Origin of the sequence: Amycolatopsis keratiniphila, assembly GCF_000400635.2 — a bacterium.
Lineage (GTDB): Bacteria > Actinomycetota > Actinomycetes > Mycobacteriales > Pseudonocardiaceae > Amycolatopsis > Amycolatopsis keratiniphila.
This window is the reverse complement of the sequence record NC_021252.1, coordinates 4732041-4749979: the sequence shown is the minus strand read 5'-3', so window position 1 is coordinate 4749979 and position 17939 is coordinate 4732041. Positions and strand designations below refer to the sequence as shown.

The following is a 17939-nucleotide window of genomic DNA, read 5'->3' as shown; positions in this document are numbered from 1 at the left end:
TCCTTCGTCGTTCAAGTTCGGCGAACCTACCAGCAATCGGCCGAACGCAATACTCCGAACGACCGCGGGTTCGCGTCCGCCCAAGGGAACCGTCTCGGAAGAGGGTAAGTGTTCGGACGGTGCCGTGCCCTCCGCCGACGGTGTTGATCGCGACGTCCGATTCTCGCCAGCCTCCGGTGCGCGAGGCGGCGAAGCTGACGGACGTGACAATTTCCACGACGGCGGCCGAGGCCGCGCACACCCGTATCGAGCCCGGAATCCTCTACTTCGGCACGCCGGTGGTGCTCCTTTCGACGGTCGACCAGGCAGGCACCGCGAACCTGGCCCCGATGTCGTCGGCGTTCTGGCTCGGCTGGCGAGGCATGCTCGGGCTGGGCGCGAAATCCAAGACGGCGCAGAATCTCATGCGCAACCGTGAATGTGTTCTGAATCTCCCTTCCGACGCGCTGGCGGCCGCCGTCGACCGGCTGGCGCTGACCACCGGAGCCGATCCGGTCCCGTCCCGTAAGTACGAACGCGGCTACCGGCACGAACCGGACAAGTTCGCCCGCGCCGGGCTCACCCCGGTCGGCTCGGAGACGGTCCGGCCGCCCCGTGTCGCGGAATGCCCGGTGACGATGGAGGCCGTCGTCGAGGCCGTGCACCCCCTCGCCGAGGACGATCCGAAACAACGCGGCGGCGTGCTCGTGTTCGAGGTGCGCGTCCAGCGTGTCCACGTTCACGACGACGTGCGGATGCCGGGCACCGAAGACCGGATCGACCCCGACCGGTGGCGGCCGCTCATCATGAGCTTCCAGAAGCTCTACGGCCTCGGCCCGCAGGTCCATCCGTCGACACTGGCGAAGATCCCGGAGCGGCTCTACCGCGGGCCCGACATCGAGCGTTCGCGGGCGAACGAGAACCGGTTCACCAACGGCAGCCAGCGCTGATAGGAGCCGGCGAGCAGTGGCCACGAGTCGCCGGACAAACCGCGTTCGAGCTTCGGCCGCAGTTCGTGGTCGTTCATCGACGACACGATCTCGAGGGCGCTGTCGCCGGGATCCGTCCCGTCGAGGTTGGTGAACCATCGGACGGCGTCCGGATGCCCGACGTGGACCGCGAGCAGCACCAGCACCGCGCGGAACGGTGCCTCGCGGTCGCCGTCGGCGAGGAATCCGGCCAGTTCCTCTCCGGAGAAGCGCGCTCGTAACAGGCGATACAGGTTCAGGAGTCGCTTCGCGGCCCGCGGTGACCGGATGAACGGGGCCAGCGTCGGCAGGAAGTCCAGCTCGGCCGAAGAGATCACCAGACGAGGAGGGCGAACGTCTATTGTGGACTGTTCGGACGACGGTGCCGGTGCTTCCGAGGGAAGAGGCGGAGCGACCGTCGCCGGAGGGCGGTCGCCGGTGGCCAGACCCGTTCCGGCGGGTGCGGGCGCCGGGGTGGAATCCGGGACCTCGGTTTCGGCGAGCCCGCGCACGAGCCCCGCGAACCCTGGATCGTCCATGGGGGACAACGTGAACGGCACCTGGAAGATCTTTTCGAGGTAGTTCTCGGCGAAGGTTTCCGGGTCGTCGCCGAGCATCTGTTCGTAATGCTGCTCGACGGCCTTCTTGAGCCATCGGGAGTCGACCCCCACCACGACGACGAACACCGGCAGGGCCAGCAGGAGGTGAATGGCTTCGAGGACCTGGACGACGACCTTGGGCGGGCAGCGGTCGAGGTCGTCGATGTAGAGCACGGTCCGCTCGATCTTGCCGGAACCGTGCGGCACCTCGGCGAGCATCGTCGCGAACGTTTCGAGATCCTTGCGCAGCAAGGAAACCACGCCCAGGTGCTCGACGTAATCCGAGACCCGGGACTCGGCGAACGACACGAGGTCCAGCCCTGGCGCGAGTTCGGCGACCGCCTTTTCGAGCCGGTCGGATTCCGCGTCCAGTTCGGCGAGGCGCCGCTCGGTCTCTTCGTCCTCTTCGGACGGACCACCGAGTTTGTCCAACGCCTGGTGAATCCGTTCCGCGCTGGCGCGCATCCGCAGGACGACGGTCAGCACGGAGCTCACCACCGTGAGCCCGCCGAGCACGCCGGACACCTGTGACCGGCCGACGAGCAACGTGACGACCAGTACCGTCACCAGCCCGCCGATCAGGACCAGCAGCGGGACGGGGTCCTGCCGGAGGCGTCGCCAGAATTCGGCGACGTCCGAACGCAGCCCGCCGGTTTCCTGGGCCAGCCGTTCGAGGTCTTCGGCGGTCGGCCGGTCGACACCGATCCTGGAGGCGATCCACGCCTTGTCCGCGTCGGTGAGGCTGTCGAAGACGGCGCGGACGTACTCGCGTGGTTTCCGCCGCCTCCGGCTCGCTTGTTTCTGCTGGGCCGTCAGGGTTCTGCGTTCGAGGCGGACCGCGCTGAGCCTGCCGAGCAGGGTCTTCTCGGTCTTGCGGCGCTCCGCGAGCAGATCGGCCTGGCGCTGAAGATCGTTCTCGGCGCCGCTCGCGGCGAGGTTGTCGAAAATATGAGTGGCGAGGCTGGCGAGCAGGTTCGCTTCGCTGTAGTGCCAGGCGTTGAAGCTGATCTGACGGACACTCGAACAGTAGGAGGAGACGGACTTCCCGTGCGCGCCCGCCTCGGTTTCGGCCGTCCGCGCGGAATCGGCGAGTTCGCGGACGCGCAGTTGCATCTGCCGCATGAAGAAGCTCTTGCCCGAACCCCAGCTGCCGAACAGGCCGATCGACAGGGGAGGGGTGATCATCCGGGAGACCACCAGGTCGGCGAGCATGCGCACGTCGGTGCCGATACCCAGGCGGTCGACGCCGTCGTCGGTATCGGGCCGGTAGTCGGCGACGTGGGCGGCGAAGGGGTCCGGGGATTGAATCGGCTTCGGCGGCCGTATGGCGGCGGGCAGGCCGGCGAGTTGCCCGGCCTGCCGGACAGGCGCGGCTGCGGGGAACATCTGGTCGGCGACGAGGCGCTCGCCGCCGGAAAGGCCGGCGGCGAGTCGCACGATGGTGGGGCGAAGAGGGCCGAGGGCCTCTCGCAGCACCTCGCTCTCGTACCTGTCTTCCCGGATGACTCCCAGGGCCCGGCGCACGGTGTGTCGTCCGAGCCAGGCCGTCAAGGGACGGGAGAGATCGGTGAACTTCGCGTCCAGCTCGTCGTCCAGCCAGACGACGGCGGTGGCCGCACCCCGCTGGCGAGCGAGGTCGGTGCTCCGCGGCCTGATGATCAGTTCGTAGTCCGGGTACGACGCCAGCAGCGCCTCGTAGGCGGTCCGCCGTACTCCCGAGTTGTGCTCGTAGACGATCAGCGTGAACGGGGCGGCCGACAACGCGGCCCGGACGTCCTGATCGACATCCCGCGGAAGGTACGGGTGCAGCTCCCCGCCGATGGGCAGGTTCTTCAGCAAATGCGCCGGATCGACGTCGCGCACCAGCACCATCCGTGGTCCCCTCCCAAGGCCGAACGGAAGGGCAGTCTAGAGGGCGCGTACTCAGCTGTGGGTGAAACTCCGCATCCGCTCGGTCACAGGTCGCTACGTTCGATCTCATGACTGGGGAGCGGTTGGACGGCAGGTACGTGAAGCTCTGGGCGGCGAGTACGACGTCCGCGCTGGGCAGTGGACTCGCCACGGTGGCAGCGCCGCTGCTGATCGCTTCCCGCACCGACGAGCCGCTCGTGGTCTCGGGTGGATTCGCGGTGGCGTGGTTGCCATGGCTGCTCTTCGCGCTCCCGGGCGGGGTGCTGGTCGACAGGGTGGACCGGCGGAAGCTGATGATCACCCTGGATTGGATCCGCGTACCCGTCGTCGCGCTGCTGGCCGTCGCGATCACGGCGGGGGACGTCGAAATCGCCCTGCTGTATTCGGTCCTCTTCGTGATCAACGCGAGTGAGGTCGTGTTCCGGACGGCGAGCGGGGCGATGCTGCCCGCCATCGTCCCGAAGTCGTTGCTGGAGCGGGCGAACGGACGGCTGTACGCGGGGACCACGCTGGCCCACGGCATGCTTTCCGGTCCGCTGAGCGGATTCCTGTTCGGCGTCGCGGCGAGCATCCCGTTCTACGTCAACGCCGGCACGTACGCGGTCAGCGCTCTGCTGCTCGGGCTCATCGCCGGTGCCTACCGCTCGCGCCCCGGCGACGATCCCGGCGAACCCGCCGTGCGCCGCTCGATGCGGTCGGAGGTGGCCGAGGGATTCCGGTGGCTGGCCGGTCAGCGGCTGCTACGGACCATGGTCGGGCTGATCGGCATGCTGAACCTGACGCTCGTCGCGGCGACCTCGGTGCTGGTGTTGCTGGCGAAGGAGCGGCTCCAGCTGGGTGCCGTCGGATACGGCCTGCTCTTCACCTGCATGGCGGTGGGCGGGCTGCTCGGCTCGGTCACCGGGGACCGGCTGATCGCGTGGTGCACGCCGACCTGGACGTTGCGGATCGGGCTGCTGATCGAGGCCGGGACCCATCTGGTGCTGGCGACGAGCACGAACGCGCCGGTGGTCGGGGTGACGTTGTTCCTGTTCGGGGTGCACGGTGCGCTGTGGGGCATCGTCGCCAGCTCCCTGCGGCAACGGCTCACCCCGCCGGACATGCTCGGCCGGGTCGGAAGCACCAGCCTGTTCATCATCGCGGGCGGCAATTGCGTCGGCGCGTTGCTCGGCGGGGCGGTGGCGTCGAAGTTCGGGCTGACGACGCCGTACTGGGCCGGTTTCGTGGTGGCGGTGCTCGTTTCCGCGCTCACTTGGCGGGTGTTCGACCGTGAAGTCGTCTCCGCGGCCTACGCGGAACAGCCCGCTGTCAGCCGTTGATACCGGTGAGAGCGAAGAACTCCTGTCGGGAGCGGGCGTCTTCGCGGAGCGTGCCGAGCAGGGTGGAGGTGACGGTGCTCGACCCGACGGCCTGGACGCCGCGCAACGTCATGCACGAGTGCTCCGCTTCGATCACCACGCCGACGCCGCGGGGTTCGAGCTGCTCTTCGAGCCAGTCCGCGACCTGCTTCGTCAGGCGCTCCTGAACCTGGGGGCGGCAAGCGAAGTGCTCGACGATCCTCGCCAGCTTGGACAGGCCGAGGATCCGGTCGCCGGGCAGGTAACCCACGTGTGCGACGCCGACGAACGGCAGCAGGTGGTGCTCGCAGACCGACCGGACCGGGATTCCCCTGGCGAGGACGAGTTCGTCGTAGCCCTCGTCGTTGGGAAAGGTCGTGAGGTCGAACGGCCGAGGGGTGAACAGCTCGGCGTACGCGCGCGCCATGCGGCCCGGCGTGCCGCGGAGGCTCTCGGAGTCCAGCGGGATGCCCAGCGCGGTGAGGAGATCGGCGGCCGCGGCCTCGGCGGCCACCAGGTCCGGCCCCGGCCCGGTTTCATGCACAACGCGCAAGGCGGGAGTGGACATTGGGCCTCCTAGGCTGGATGTGGTCCCCAGTGGTTATTTAACCAAGACTTTTGGGTGTTTTGCCACCCGCGGGCTCATCTTACATGGTAGATCCGTGATCCAGGGTGTTCCGACGGTTGAGATAGGCGATATCGTGGTGTACGTGACAGTGCCCGATCCGGACGGCCTCGACGTCCCCGCCATCGCCGCGGTGGCGGCTCTCGACGACGACCTTCGCCGGGGTATGTACGTCTACGCGCGGCGCGCGCGGCGCCCGGTCACCCGGGACGAGGCTGCGGCCGCGGTGGGGATCTCCCGCAAGCTCGCCGCCTTCCATCTCGACAAACTCGTGGACGCCGGCCTGCTCAGATTCGGGTTCGCGGCGGGCCCGGTGGTGAAGGTGGGCCGCAGGCCGAAGGTCTACGAACCCGTCGACGACACCATCCAGGTCCAGCTTCCCGCACGACGGCACGAGGTCCTCGCGGGGATCCTGGCCGAGGCCGTGCTCGCCGAAGAGAGCGGCGAGACGGCGAGGGAAGCGGTGCGCCGGGTCGCGGGGGAGCGCGGCTTCGCGGCGGGCGAGGAGGAGCGCGCGCGGACGCGGCCCGGCAGGCTCGGTCCCGAACGCGCGCTCACCGTGGCCGAAGGGATGCTTCGCCGCTACGGTTTCGAACCGAGCCGGGACAGCAGGACCTGCGTCCGGCTGCGGAACTGCCCGTTCCACCCGCTGGCCGCGAAGGCCCCCGACCTGGTCTGCGGGATCAACCAGGCCTTCTTGGCCGGTTTCCTGAACGGCGTCCGCGCCGGGAACGTGGAAGCGGCCCTCGTTCCCGGCGTGGCCGAGTGCTGTGTGGAGCTACGGCAGGCCGAATAGCCCGGTTCAGGCGGCGCCGGCGATCTGCCGTGTGGCGACGTTGAGCCGGTTCCACGTGTTGATGGCGGCGATGGAGAGGACCAGGCTCGAGAGCTGCTTTTCGTCGTAGTGACGAGCGGCCTCGTCCCAGACCGCGTCGTCGACCGGGTCGGTCCGGTCCGCGATGCGGGTGAGGGCCTCGGCCAGCGCGAGTGCCGCGCGTTCGGCGTCGGTGTAGTAGGCCGTGTCACGCCACGCGGCCACGGTGAAGATCCGCTCGTCGGACTCGCCCGCCTTGCGCATCTCCTTGGTGTGCATCTCGAGGCAGCCGCTGCATCCATTGATCTGGCTCGCGCGGACGTGCATGAGGTAGTGCGTGGTCTTCGGGACACCGGTGTCGCCGGCCGACTCCGACAGCGCGATCAGGGCCTTGAGCGTGGCGGGGTTCGACAGGGCGGGGTTCGGGATTCGGGTTTCCATACCTTGCTGACGGATCCCGAAGCGGAGATGTGACCGCTCAGGCGGGCACCGACGCGCGATCGCGGAGCGAGACCTCCAGTTTGAAGCCTTCCGGCTTGAGAGTGAGCAGCTCCTGCACCTTCAGCCGATAGGACGGGTCGCTTCGCAGGTCGTACCGGCTCAGCAGCATGCCGAGCACCAGCGTCGCCTCGTGCAGGGCGAACTGCCGTCCGATGCAGGCGCGCTCGCCGGTTCCGAAGGGCTTGTAGACGTGCGCCGGACGGGCACGGTTGCGTTCCGGGGAGAAGCGATCCGGGTCGAACGACTCGGGATCGTCACCCCAGACGGGATCGCGGTGCAGCGCCGGGATGAGGACCAGGGCCCACTGCCCCTTCCGCATCGGGTACTCGCCGCCGACGACGGTGTCCACCTGGGCTTGGCGGGCGAACGCGGGCGCCGTCGGCCAGAGCCGGAGTGCTTCGTCGAGCACCCGCCGGACGTAGCGGAGCTTGGCGACCTCCTCGTAGGACGGATCCGGGTTCTCGCCCCAGACCTTGTCCACTTCGGACCGCGCGCGGGCCAGGACGTCCGGATTACGGGCGAGGTAGTACAGGGCGAACGACAGCGCGCCCGACGTGGTTTCGTGGCCCGCCACCAGGAAGGTGATGATCTGGTGCCGGATGTTGTCCTCGTCCAGTGCCGCGCCGGTGGTCGGCTGCGTGGTGTTCAGCATGAGCCCGAGCAGGTCTTCGGTACTCGGATCGTTCCGGCGTGCCTCGATGACGTCGGCGACGACGGAGTGGAGGAACGCGAGGTCTGCTTCGTTGCGCTGGTTGGCTTTCCGGCTCAGGAGCGGGCCGATGACCGGCGGCTGGATCGCCGTCCGCTGCGCGTGCCGCAGCGTGCGGACCATCGCGGCGACGAACGGATGCGGTTCGGCGCGTTCGAACGACGAGAAGCTGTAGCCGAAGCCCGTCCGCCCGATGGTCTCCAGCGTCAGCTTGGTCATGTCGTCCGCGACGTCGACCTCGCCGCCCCTGTCCCACGTCGCCAGCAGTTCGCGGGTGATCGCCAGCATCGTGGGGTGGTAGCGCTGCATGGCGTTGCGGCTGAACGCGGGCGCGAGGATCTCGTGCGCGCGCCGCCAGTTCGGCTCTTCGTTGTGCGCGGTGAACAGCCCGTCGCCGCCGAGTGGGCGGAGATTCGCGATCGCGGGGGTGACGTGTTTCGCGAACCGCTTCTCGTCGGAGAGGTCGGCGACCATCCCGGCGCCGTGGACGAACACGATGCTCCGGCCGAACACCTTGCGCTCGAAGACGGGACCCAGTTCGGCGGCGTGCCGCATCGAATCCTGGACCGGTGTCTTCGGCGAGACGCCGAGCACGTCGCCGATCAGCGGGATCCGTCGCGGGGGATGGGGGAGAGCGGTGGCCATCGAGCCCCTCCAGGGTGAGCGCTGTTGAACCGGCATCCAATAGCGAGCGTGGCCTGTTACTGAACCCGTGTCAAGTAAGTACGATGCCCGGATGGCGCCGAGTACTTCCGGGAAGCCCCGCAGCAGGCTGACCACCGCCGAGCGGCGGGAACAACTGCTGCGGATCGGTGCCCGCCTGTTCGCGGAGCGGCCGTACGACGACGTGTGGATCGAGCAGGTCGCGGACATCGCCGAAGTGTCCCGAGGGCTGCTGTACCACTACTTCCCGACGAAACGAGACTTCGTCACCGAGGTCATCAGGTCACAGGGCGAACGCCTGCTCGAGATGACCAAGTCCGACCCCACGCTGCCGGTCGAAGAGCAGCTGACGGCCGGCCTCGACGCGTACCTCCGCTACGTCGAGGCCAACGAGGACGGGTACCGGGCGCTGCACTCGGGCACGTCGATCGCCGTCGACGGCGTCCGTGAGGTCCTGGACAACAACTTCGCCGAACAGGGCCGCCGCATCCTCGAAGTGCTGTGCCCGGACGGCGAGCCGCCGGAGGCCCTGCGGGTGCTCGTCCGCGGTTGGCTGGCCTTCGTCGTGGCGGTCTGCCTCGACTGGCTCAAGTACCGGAGACTGAACCGGGACGAGATCCGGGATCTGTGCGCGAAGGCGTTGCTCGACATCGTCGACCTGCCAACATGACCTCGGCGCGTTCCTCGATCAGCCTCATCCGCGCGAGCCGCTCGCCGTCGTCGTTGTGCGCCGCGGACTTGGTGACCTGTCCGGGCCACTTCCGGTAGAACATGCCGCACGTGGCGATGAAGTAGCCGTCCGAGCAGGCGTTGGCGGCGAGGATCAGCCCGGTGTCCTCCGACGCGGGCAGCGCCATCCAGCCGCCGAGGTCCAGCAGCAGTTCGCGGCGGATGCACAAGGTCCCGGCCACCACCGACGACACGTAGCCGTTGCGCTGCCAGTGCCCCAGGATCGCGCCGCGCTCGATGGGCCCCTCGTCGGGGTCGCTGTCGAAGCCGGCCGTGGTCCCGTCCGGAAGGAGGTCGAGGACCCGGCACGTGGTCCAGCCGATCGCGGGGTCCGCGAGCGCGGAGATGTCCCGCGAGAGCGCCCTGGGCGCCAGGAGGTCGTCCGCGTCGAGGGCTTTGATCAGCTCCCCGGAGGAGCGGGACAGGGCCATCATCCGCGCGACTCCGGGGCCGCCCCGGCGGCCCGAGCCGGGCAGCACCCGCGCGTCCGCGGGGAGGGCGCCGTCGAGCAGCCCGGTCTCGCCGTCCTCCTGCACCAGCCATTCCCAGGCCCAGCCCGGCGGGAGTTCCTGCGCGGCGAGGGATTCGTACGCCTCGGTCAGGTACGGCAGGCTCGGCGGATGGACCGGGGTGATCACGCTGATGGTCGGCATGGTCAGGCCGGGCGCCGGGCGGTGATCAGGAGGTGTTCCTCCGGCGGGGTCCCCGGCTCGTCGGCGGTGAAGACCTCGGAGTGCGTGCCGGTGACCTCCAGCCCGGCCGCCTCGACCCGCCGGACGAGGTCGTCCGGCGCGAAACTGGTCACCAGGAAGGAGTGGTTGAAGAACTCCGCCGGCGCGTCCTCGGCGTCCTTCGGGATTGTGATCAGAGCGAAAAGACCTCCCGGGACCAGCCAACGCGCGATGTCGGCGAGTACGGCTTCGGTGTCCTTGCGGGGCATCTGGAGGAACGGGAAGAAGGCGCAGACGGCTTCCCAGGTCTCGGGTGGCGAGGTCCACTCGCGCACATCGGCGTGCACGAACGTGGCGGCCGGAACCTGCTCGCGCGCGATGTCGATCATCACCGACGAAACATCCAGGCCGGTCACCCGATGGCCTGCGGACGACAGGTCCCCGGCGACCGGTTTGCCGGTGCCGCTGCCGATGTCGAGCACTCGCGACGACGGCGGCAGGGCGTCCAGCAGATGCCGCACCGCCCGGTCGACCGCCGGGGCCCGCCCGAAGACGTCTTCGTAGTCGGAACCGATGGCGTCGAACAGTTCCGCCGCGGTGACGGGTCGGTCCATTGCGCAGCTCCCCCGGATCGAGTGGATCTTCCTCGGGCGAATCTACCGCTGCCTCGGGTCGCCGTCTCGCGTCCTCAAAGGAAGTGGCTGTTTAGACTGGGGCGGACGGAGTTCCTGGGGTTTGGGGTTCAGATGAGCGTGTCGAGTGACGAGTTCCACCGGATGCTGAAGACGCTCGCCGACGTCGAGCGCTCCGACGCGAAGGAGTGGGAGTCGTACAGCGTGCGCGGGAAGCGGTTCGGCTACTACTGGCCGCGGACCCAGACCGTCGGCTTGAAGCAGACCCTCTCGGAGCAGGAAGCCCTCGTGGCCGAACGGCCCGACGTCTTCGAGGTGCAGTTCACGGCCGGGGGATTCGGCTGGGTGGTGGTCTACCTCGACGGCATCGAATCCGACGAACTCACCGAATTGGTCTACGAGGCGTGGCGGCTTTCCGCTCCCGAGGAACTCGTCGCCCAGGTTCCGCCGCCCTGCTGACCATTAGCGCATTCGTGTGTTGACGCGCGTCACTCTTTTCTTGGGGAACGTTTTCGGGGGCGTGGCGTTGTAGAGGGTGTCGGTACGGATGGTGCCCCCGGGCCTCACCCTTCGCCTTCATGGAATACCGGTCCGGCCGGAGCCATGTCGTGCCTTTCGCCGAGAGGCGGCCCACCGTATCGGCCTTTGCTCCCGCTCCCGCTCGCAGGTAACCCCCAGGCCTTCGCTGAGCGGGAGCGGGTCTTTTTGTTCGTTGTAGACGCGGGTCACATCGATCCGGGCTCGCCGCCGGGGAACATTTCCGGCGGTGGAGCGTTGTAGAGAGAGTCGGTACGGATGGTGCCCCCGGGCCTCACCCTTCGCCTTCACGGAATACCGGTCCGGCCGGAGCCGTGTCGAGCCACTCGCCGAGAGGCGGCCCCCGTACCGGCCACAAACTCCCGCTTCCTGCTCGCAGGAACCCCAGCCTTCGCTGAGCGGAAGCGGGACCTTTTCTTTTCTGCGGGGGATTGTCGCTGGGCTTCCGGTCGAGCGTCGACTATGGACTGTGTGGATTTTGGTGCGTTGGATGACCTGATATCCACACGGTCGCCGGCCCTGCCCGGTCTCGGGTATGCCGAGGGGCCCGTCGCCTGGGTGGCTGGCGGGCTCCTCGGGGTTCAGCGGTGGTGCAGGGTGTTGCGTCGGGGTTGTCGGAGCGGGTCCCGGTATTGAGGCGGAACGAACTCCGGCAACCCATCGGCCGCCATCCGTACTTCCCAGTCGCCGTGGTGGATCAGGCGGTGGTGGAAGCCGCAGAGCAGCACGAGATTTCGGAGGTCGGTGGGTCCGCCGTCTGCCCAGTGCTCGATATGGTGAGCGTGGCAGTTCTTCGGTTTCCGATGACATCCCGGGAACGCGCAGCCGCCGTCGCGGATGTTCAACGCCCGGCGTTGGCCGGGGGTGACGAACCGTCTCAGCCGTCCCATATCCAGCGGCTCACCCGAGCCGCTCATCACGACCGGCAACATCAGGCAGTCGCAGGCCGCGAGCCGGGCTTCCCGGGCGGTCATCGTCCCCACGAAGTCGAGACACGCGGTCCCGAGACCCGATTTGAGTTCCTCAAGCCCGACGGTGACATGGACGAGGGTGCGATAGCCGCTGGTGCCGGGCTGATCGGGGCAGGCGATGGCCAGGTCCAGAAGCTCGGCCCAGGCGTCGCCCATGCGCTCGCACTTCATCCGCAGATCCGCCTGACCGAACTCGTCCACCGGCCGTGGCTGGGCATGCGCCTCCAACGCGGCCGCGGTCCGGGCCCCGGTCTCATCGTCGAGGAGACCAGTGAGTTTCCAGAACCCGTCCTTGCGGCGCTCCAGGGTGATCTCGCGGCGCGGTTCCTTGGGCTCGGGATCCTTGGGTTCGTTGCCGTCCGGGTCCAGCCAGCCCAGCAGTTTCGTCTCAGCCTCGGAGAGCTGACGGGGACCGGCATGCGGGGCAAGCTCGGCCAGAATCTTCTCCGCCTCCGCCCGATCTTCGGCAGAGGTGTCGGCAGGGAGCCGTTTCAAGATCTCCAGGATCTGATCGATCCGCTCATCCCCGACCAACCCCTCCGCGGCAACCGCGGCGGTGCAGGGAGCGACCGGCGGAACCTCCGTGCCATCCAAGGCCCGGGTGGGGTTCAAGGCGATCGCCCGCTTCACCACCGGACCCGCCTCGCCGCGCGACAACCCCGCCATCTCCGCGAACCAGCTCGCCGTACTGCCATGCCCATACAAGTCTTTGACGCCCCGAGACTCGATCTCCGCCAGAAACCGCGACAACGCCGCGGTCGCCATCCGAATCACCTGCAACGACTGCGCCACGCCATGCGCAAGCTCCAGCTTGCCAGCGCGCCACAACTCCTGCGGCAGTTCGGGAAGGAAGGTCTCGGACACCCCTCAATAATACCGCAACTCAGTCGAACATGTGTTCGTAATTTTAGGCAACAAGCGAAACGCGTCAACAACACTGAAGAGTGATGAGGGTGCTCGGAGTGCAGGGAGTCGAGGCTGGTCGGAGCCCACGGTGATCGGCCGAGCCCGCAGTTCCCCGAAGTTCTCGATGTATAGCGGCTTTGCGCAAAGCGCTACCGCGCCCCGTCAGGACATGACGCAAGGAGAACGAGCCGCAGTTAGTCGACTAAATGCGGAACAAAGCCCTCGTGAGTGGTAAGGACGGTTAGAACCGTCCTTACCACTCACGAGCCAGTCCGCCCAGTCGCCGCCGAATCAGGACTCCACGAGAGCCCCGTCGGCCAATCGAACCCGCCGATCCACCTTGATCTCCTTCAGGAACCGCTCATCGTGGCTCACCACCACGAAAGCCCCCTGATAGGCCCCCAGCGCACTCTCCAGCTGTCCGACGCTGACCAGGTCCAGATTGTTGGTCGGCTCGTCCAGCAGGAGCAGTTGCGGCGCGGGTTCGGCGAACAGGACGCAGGCCAGCGTGGCTCGCAGCCGCTCGCCGCCGGAGAGCACGCCGACGGGAAGCTGGCTTCGCGCGCCTCGGAACAGGAAGCGGGCGAGGAGGGTCATCCGCTGCGACTCGGGGAGGCTCGGGGCGAACGTGGCGAAGTTCTCGGCGATGGTCCGGTCGAGGTCCAGCAGATCGAGCCGCTGGGAGAGGTACGCGATCCGGCCCTCCGACCGCTTCAGCACGCCGCTGTCCGGGACGAGGTCGCCGTTGAGCACCCGCAGGAGCGTCGACTTCCCCGTGCCGTTCCCGCCGGTCAGCGCGATCCGCTCGGGGCCGCGGATCGTCAGGTCGACGCCGTCTCCCGCGAAGACGTTCCGGTCGCCGTAGCGGACTTGGATGTGCTCGCCGTGGAACATCGTGCGCCCGGCGGGGACGTTGGTGCCCGGCAGGATCAGCGCGATCTTGTGATCGTCGCGAAGGGAGCGTTCGGCCTCGTCGAGACGGTTCTTCGCGTCGCTGACGCGGGCCGCGTGCGTCTCGTTCGCCTTGCCGGCGGACTCCTGGGCGTTGCGTTTCATGGTGCCGGCGAAGATCTTCGGCAGACCGGCGTTGCCGAGGTTGCGGGCCGCGTTGCCCGCCCGCCGCGCCGCCCGTTCGCGCGCCTGCTGCATCTCCCGCTTCTCGCGTTTGACCTCTTGCTCGGCGCTGCGGACGTTGCGTTCGGCGACCTCCTGCTCGGCCTTGACCGCCGCTTCGTACTGGGTGAAGTTCCCGCCGTGGTACCGGAGATCGCCACGGTCGAGTTCGGCGATCCGGTCCATCCGGTCGAGCAGTTCCCGGTCGTGACTCACCAGCAGCAGGCAGCCGGACCAGTCCTCGAGCACGCCGTAGAGCTTGCGGCGGGCGTCGAGGTCGAGGTTGTTGGTCGGTTCGTCCAGCAGCAGGACGTCCGGCCGTTTGAGCAGCTGGGCGGCCAGGCCGAGGGAGATGATCTGCCCGCCGCTCAACGTCCGCAGGCTCCGGTCCAGCGAGATGCCGTCGAGGCCGAGCCGGTCGAGTTGCGCGCGGGTGCGTTCCTCGATGTCCCAGTCGGTCCCGATGGTGGTGAAGTGCTCGTCGCTCGCGTCACCGGACTCGATGGCGCTCAGTGCCGCGAGCTGCGGCGCGATGCCCAGCACTTCGGCCACGTTCAGGTCGGCGGTGAGCGGCAGCGACTGCGGAAGATAGCCGAGGACTCCCTGGACGGAGACGGATCCGGAGAGCGGCCGCAGCTCGCCGGCGATCAGTTTGAGAAGCGTGCTCTTGCCCGCCCCGTTCGGCGCGACCAGGCCGGTGCGGCCTCCGGGCACGGTGAAGGACAGGTCGTCGAAGACCTGGGTGTCGTCCGGCCAGGCGAACGACAAGGCGGACACGACGACGAAGGCGTCTGACATGGAAATGACCTCGTGAAAGACAGCGGGCGCCTCAAGGCAGCACCGCGGTGGACGTGGTTTCGAGGGGACGACAAAGTGGCCACGTCGGCATCAACGCCGGTGGCCTGCCAACTCCGGCTCACCCGGAGATGTCGTCTTCACCTGCCACGTCTGGTCTCCCTGTTTCTCGATCAGGTCCGCTCCACGATAACAAGACCCGCCGGGACGCGGCCACCGCAATCCCGGCGGGGTGACTCAGCTCAGCCCGTTCAGACTGATCGTCCTGGCGTACCAGAGCGCACTCCGCTTCGGCGTCCGCCGCTGGGTCGCGTAGTCGACGTGCACGAGGCCGAACCGCTTGGCGTACCCCTCGGCCCACTCGAAGTTGTCGAGCAGCGACCAGTAGAAGTAGCCACGCAGGTCGACGCCCGCCTCGATCGCGTCGTACGCGGCGCGCAGATGCGAGTCGAGGAAGGCGATCCGGTCGGTGTCCGCGATGTCCCCGCCGATCAGCGCGTCGGGATACGACGCGCCGTTTTCGGTGATGTACAACGGGATCGGGCGATAGTCGCGGTGGACCTGCAGCAGGCATTCGGTGAGTCGCGACGGCTGGACCTCCCAGCCCGAGTCGGTGCGCGGCGCCGCCTCGTCGGGGACGAAATGGACGTCGGGGACGCCGAGCCAGTCGGCGCCCGCCGGTTCACTGCCGGGCAGGGGAGTGCCCGCGACCTGGTAGCCGCGGTAGTAGTTGATGCCCAGCCAATCGATCGGTGCGGCGATGGTCTCTAGATCGCCGTCCCGCACGAGTTCCTCGATGCCGAGCGGCGCCAGATCGGCCCGAAGATCCGCGGGGTAGGAGCCACGAAGCACCGGATCCAGGAACAGCCGGTTCTGCAGGCCGTCGATCCGGCGCGCCGCCTCCGCGTCCACAGTGGACGACGGGTCGACCGCCGACACCGGATACAGGTTCAGCGTCACCCCCGACGACGCAGCCGGGGCATGCCGCCGCAAGACGTCCATCGCGAGCCCGTGCCCGAGCAGCAGATGGTGCGCGGCCGCGACGGCGGCGCGGGGTTCCTGCCTTCCGGGCGCGTGGATCCCGCGCGCGTAACCCAGCATCGCGGCGCACCACGGCTCGTTCAGGGTGGACCAGCGCGGCACACGGTCACCCAGACGTGCGACGACCGTTTCGGCGTATTCGGCGAACCGGAAGGCGGTCTCGCGTGCCGCCCAGCCGCCCTGGTCTTCCAGGGACTGGGGGAGATCCCAGTGATACAGCGTCGCCCAGGGCTCCACGCCGGCTTCGAGCAGTTTGTCGACCAGCCGGTCGTAGAACGCGAGCCCCTGCGGGTTGGGCGCGCCGCCGTCGGGCCGGATCCGGGGCCACGACAGGGAGAACCGGTACGCGCCGAGCCCGAGCCGCCGCATCAGGTCGACGTCTTCGGCATAGCGCCGGTAATGATCGGCGCCGGGCTCCCCGGTGTCGCCGCCGACGACGGCGCCCGGGCGGCGGGCGAAGACGTCCCAGATCGAGTCGGTCCGGCCGTCGGCGGAAGTCGCCCCTTCGACCTGGAAGGCCGCGGTGGCGGCGCCCCACACGAATCCGGGCGGGAACAGCAGCGCGGTCTTCGCCCGGACACTGTCGGGATGAGCGGACATGGTCACCCTTTCACGGCACCTTGCATGATCCCGGCCACGATCTGGCGGCCGAGGAGGAGGAAGACGATGAGGATCGGGATGGTGGCCAGGGTGGTTCCGGCCAGCACCAGCGAATAGTCGACGTAATACCCGCTCTGCAGCTTCTCCAGGGCCAGCTGGACGGTGGGGTTGCCGGCGTCCAGCACCACGAGCGGCCAGAGGAAGTCGTTCCACGACGTCATGAACGTGAACATCGCCAGGATCGCCGCCGCCGGGCGGACCGCGGGCAGGCAGACGTTCCAGAAGATCCGGATCATGCTGCAGCCGTCGACCCTGGCCGCCTCGATCAGTTCGTACGGCACCGCGTCCAGCGTGTACTGCCGCATCCAGAAGACGCCGAACGCGGTCACCAGGTTCGGCACGATCACCGATTGCAACCCGCCCGCCCAGCCGAATTCCGACATGGCCATGAACAGCGGGATGATGCCGAGCTGGGTCGGCACGGCGAGGGTGATGACGATGAACACGAACAGCCCGTTCCGGCCGCGGAACCGCAGTTTGGCGAACGCGAACCCGGCGAGCGCCGAGAACAGCACCGTGGTGAGGGTGACCGTGCCGGACACGATCAGGCTGTTCGCGAGCGCCTTCCAGAACGGCACGGTGTCGAACACCCTCGCCGCGTTGGCGAAGAAGTTCCCGCCCGGCAGGAAGGGCGGCACGCGCTCGGTGAGCATCCCGCTGTCCCGGCTGGCCACCAGGAACGACCAGTAGAACGGGAAGAGCGAGCCCAGCACGAAGATCGTGAGCACGACATAGGTCGCCCGGCGTGGTTTGCCGAGCGCCGACACGCCCCGCTTGAGTCCATTGTGGATCGTGGTCATTTCTTCTTCACCGCCGTGAGCCTGCCGGTGAGGAAGAAGTTCACCAGCGCGATCAGCACGATGATCACGAACAGCACCCACGCGATCGCCGAGGCGTAGCCGAGCTCGTAGTTCTCGAAGGCCGTTTGGTACAGGTACAACGTCACGGTCTGGAACTGGTTGGACGAGCCGCCGTTGTTCGAGCCCGGCATGGCGTCGAACAGCTTGGGCTCGGTGAAGATCTGCAGGCCGCCGATGGTCGAGGTGATCGTGACGAAGATCAGCGTCGGCTTCAGCAAGGGCAGCGTGATGCTGAAGAACCGGCGCGCGGTCCCCGCGCCGTCGATGAGGGCGGCCTCGTGCAGTTCCTTCGGGATGGCCTGCATCGCCGCCAGCACGATCAGCGCGTTGTACCCGGTCCAGCGCCAGTTCACCATGATCGCGATCGCGACATGGCTGCTGAAGCGGCCGGCCTGCCAATCGACCGGGTCCAGCCCGATCGTCTGGAGCAGACCGTTGACCAGCCCGTACTTCGGCCCGAACAGGTTCGCGAAGATGATCCCGAGCGCCACCAGGCTGGCGGCGTAGGGGAGCAGGACGCCGACGCGCCAGCCGGTCGCCCCGCGGATCCTGGCACTGAGCAACGCCGCCAGGAGCACCGCGATGATCAGCTGCGGAACGCTGGAGAGCAGGAAGATGCTGACGGTGTTCTCGAGCGCGTTCCAGAACTGCGTGTCGGCGAACAGTTCCTTGAAGTTGTCCATGCCGATGAAGGTGGGATCGTCATCGCCCGCCTCCCAGCTGAACAAGGACACGTACGCCGTGTACAGCAGCGGGAACAACCCGACGATCCCGAACACAACGAAGAACGGGGCGATATAGAGGTACGGCGAGACCTTGACGTCCCACCGGCTCAGCCGATGGCGGAGGGTGGGCCGGGGCGGCGTGCGCGCCCCGGCCTTCTCCTCGTCCGGCGCGATCTTGTCGACGACGGTCATC

The 17939-nt window shown here is 68.1% G+C and carries 16 protein-coding genes; 5 read left to right on the top strand and 11 right to left on the bottom strand.

Translation table 11 applies throughout. The features are described from left to right. Positions 1-203: 203 nt before the first annotated feature. A complete protein-coding gene (locus AORI_RS62640; RefSeq protein ID WP_046199980.1) occupies positions 204-929 on the top strand; it encodes a flavin reductase family protein in 726 nt (241 codons plus the stop codon). On the opposite strand, the gene AORI_RS62635 is transcribed toward AORI_RS62640, so the two are convergent. Beyond that, positions 860-3418, bottom strand: a complete 2559-nt coding sequence (locus AORI_RS62635; protein ID WP_016334673.1) for a P-loop NTPase fold protein — start codon at positions 3416-3418, stop codon at positions 860-862. The genes AORI_RS62640 and AORI_RS62635 overlap by 70 nt on opposite strands. Positions 3419-3525: 107 nt before the next feature. Here AORI_RS62635 and AORI_RS62630 point away from each other — a divergent pair, with 107 nt between their 5' ends. Then, positions 3526-4776 (top strand): MFS transporter, encoded by a 1251-nt coding sequence (locus AORI_RS62630; RefSeq protein WP_043848148.1) that lies wholly within the window; start codon positions 3526-3528, stop codon positions 4774-4776. Here the strand turns inward: AORI_RS62630 and folE are convergent. Next, a complete protein-coding gene (gene folE, locus AORI_RS62625; RefSeq protein ID WP_016334671.1) occupies positions 4766-5362 on the bottom strand; it encodes a GTP cyclohydrolase I FolE in 597 nt (198 codons plus the stop codon). The genes AORI_RS62630 and folE overlap by 11 nt on opposite strands. Before the next feature lie 136 nt (positions 5363-5498). Here folE and AORI_RS62620 point away from each other — a divergent pair, with 136 nt between their 5' ends. Beyond that, positions 5499-6215 (top strand): helix-turn-helix transcriptional regulator, encoded by a 717-nt coding sequence (locus AORI_RS62620; RefSeq protein ID WP_081809798.1) that lies wholly within the window; start codon positions 5499-5501, stop codon positions 6213-6215. A gap of 6 nt (positions 6216-6221) precedes the next feature. Here AORI_RS62620 and AORI_RS62615 read toward each other — a convergent pair whose 3' ends face one another. Together AORI_RS62615 and AORI_RS62610 are read right to left on the bottom strand one after the other, a co-directional pair. Further along, entirely contained in the window at positions 6222-6674 is a 453-nt protein-coding gene (locus AORI_RS62615; protein ID WP_016334669.1) for a carboxymuconolactone decarboxylase family protein, read from the bottom strand. Positions 6675-6711: 37 nt separating this feature from the next. Continuing rightward, positions 6712-8088 carry a cytochrome P450 gene (locus AORI_RS62610; RefSeq protein ID WP_016334668.1) on the bottom strand — a complete coding sequence of 459 codons (1377 nt, stop codon included), beginning with the start codon at positions 8086-8088 and terminating at the stop codon, positions 6712-6714. Between the two features lie 91 nt (positions 8089-8179). Between AORI_RS62610 and AORI_RS62605 the strand changes: the two genes are divergently transcribed. Continuing rightward, positions 8180-8776: a TetR/AcrR family transcriptional regulator gene (locus AORI_RS62605; RefSeq protein WP_016334667.1), complete on the top strand. Its 597-nt coding sequence runs from the start codon at positions 8180-8182 to the stop codon at positions 8774-8776. Here AORI_RS62605 and AORI_RS62600 read toward each other — a convergent pair. Together AORI_RS62600 and AORI_RS62595 are read right to left on the bottom strand one after the other, a co-directional pair. After that, a complete protein-coding gene (locus AORI_RS62600) occupies positions 8694-9488 on the bottom strand; it encodes a glycosyltransferase (RefSeq protein WP_043848147.1) in 795 nt (264 codons plus the stop codon). The two genes, AORI_RS62605 and AORI_RS62600, sit on opposite strands and share 83 nt — an antisense overlap. A gap of 2 nt (positions 9489-9490) precedes the next feature. Continuing rightward, entirely contained in the window at positions 9491-10120 is a 630-nt protein-coding gene (locus tag AORI_RS62595; protein WP_016334666.1) for a class I SAM-dependent DNA methyltransferase, read from the bottom strand. Between the two features lie 132 nt (positions 10121-10252). Between AORI_RS62595 and AORI_RS62590 the strand changes: the two genes are divergently transcribed. After that, complete coding sequence (locus tag AORI_RS62590) at positions 10253-10597, top strand: MmcQ/YjbR family DNA-binding protein (RefSeq protein ID WP_016334665.1); 345 nt, start codon at positions 10253-10255, stop codon at positions 10595-10597. Positions 10598-11256: 659 nt separating this feature from the next. Here the strand turns inward: AORI_RS62590 and AORI_RS62585 are convergent. The 5 genes from AORI_RS62585 to AORI_RS62565 form a co-directional block, all read right to left on the bottom strand. Next, complete coding sequence (locus AORI_RS62585; RefSeq protein ID WP_016334664.1) at positions 11257-12510, bottom strand: HNH endonuclease signature motif containing protein; 1254 nt, start codon at positions 12508-12510, stop codon at positions 11257-11259. A 333-nt stretch (positions 12511-12843) separates the two neighbouring features. Then, complete coding sequence (gene abc-f / locus AORI_RS62580; RefSeq protein WP_016334663.1) at positions 12844-14463, bottom strand: ribosomal protection-like ABC-F family protein; 1620 nt, start codon at positions 14461-14463, stop codon at positions 12844-12846. 234 nt (positions 14464-14697) lie between these two features. Continuing rightward, a complete protein-coding gene (locus AORI_RS62575; RefSeq protein WP_016334662.1) occupies positions 14698-16107 on the bottom strand; it encodes a GH1 family beta-glucosidase in 1410 nt (469 codons plus the stop codon). After that, complete coding sequence (locus tag AORI_RS62570; protein WP_016334661.1) at positions 16104-16961, bottom strand: carbohydrate ABC transporter permease; 858 nt, start codon at positions 16959-16961, stop codon at positions 16104-16106. Before AORI_RS62570 ends, AORI_RS62575 begins: the two co-directional genes overlap by 4 nt. After that, complete coding sequence (locus AORI_RS62565) at positions 16958-17938, bottom strand: carbohydrate ABC transporter permease (RefSeq protein WP_016334660.1); 981 nt, start codon at positions 17936-17938, stop codon at positions 16958-16960. The genes AORI_RS62570 and AORI_RS62565 overlap by 4 nt, the downstream gene beginning before the upstream one ends. Between the last annotated feature and the right edge of the window lies 1 nt (position 17939).